Here is a 736-nt window from a genome sequence, read left to right on the forward strand (position 1 = left end):
AGCATCCTCCTCAGCCGCCACGACATGGAGCATTTCGACTGTCCATTCCGTCTGGTGCACGAGTACCCGCGCCGCGAGCAGGTGATGCAGTACAACGAAAGCGACCTGGATTTCATTCATCGTCTGCTGGCCGAAGTCGGCATCTGGTACCGCATCGCCAGCCATCCGACGGTGCGCCGCGACGTGGTGGAATTCCACGATGAGCAGAAAGGTTATGAGTTCGGTATCAAGCTGCCGTACCACCCCCTGACGGGCCAGAGCAACGACGAGGACCGCCTCTGGCACCTGCAGGCCCGCCACCAGGTGGTGGAAAAACACATCACGTTCCGCAGCTACAACCCGCTCGATGCGCGCGCCTACCTCGATGGCGATGTCAACCAGGTGCGCAACGACAAGACCACCTACGGCGAGGCCTTCAACTACGCCGAGCCCTACCGCGAACTGGGCAATACCCTCTACCAGTTCGAAAGCCTGGCCCGGGAAAGCGGTTACCACTTCGCCCGCCTGCGCCACGAGCGCTACCTGAACCAGCGCACCCGCCTCAGCGGCACCAGCAACTGCCTGAGCCTGGCCCCAGGCCAAGTGCTGGAGACGTCGAAACTCGCCCCGCAAGCCTTCAACAAACGCGTGGTAATCACCCACCTGCGCACCCACGCCGCCCGCAACAGCGCGTTTATCGCCCACTTCGACGCGATGCCCTACGACGCCTTCATCTGTTTCCGCCCCCCGATTCCGA

Annotated in this window: 1 protein-coding gene; it reads left to right on the forward strand. The window is 62.6% G+C overall.

From position 1 onward, the window contains the following. The coding region (gene vgrG, locus ACZYR5_RS29535) for a type VI secretion system tip protein VgrG (protein ID WP_489092911.1) at positions 1-736 on the forward strand (736 nt) is incomplete at both ends.

It is taken from the genome of Pseudomonas sp. F007 (assembly GCF_057814275.1).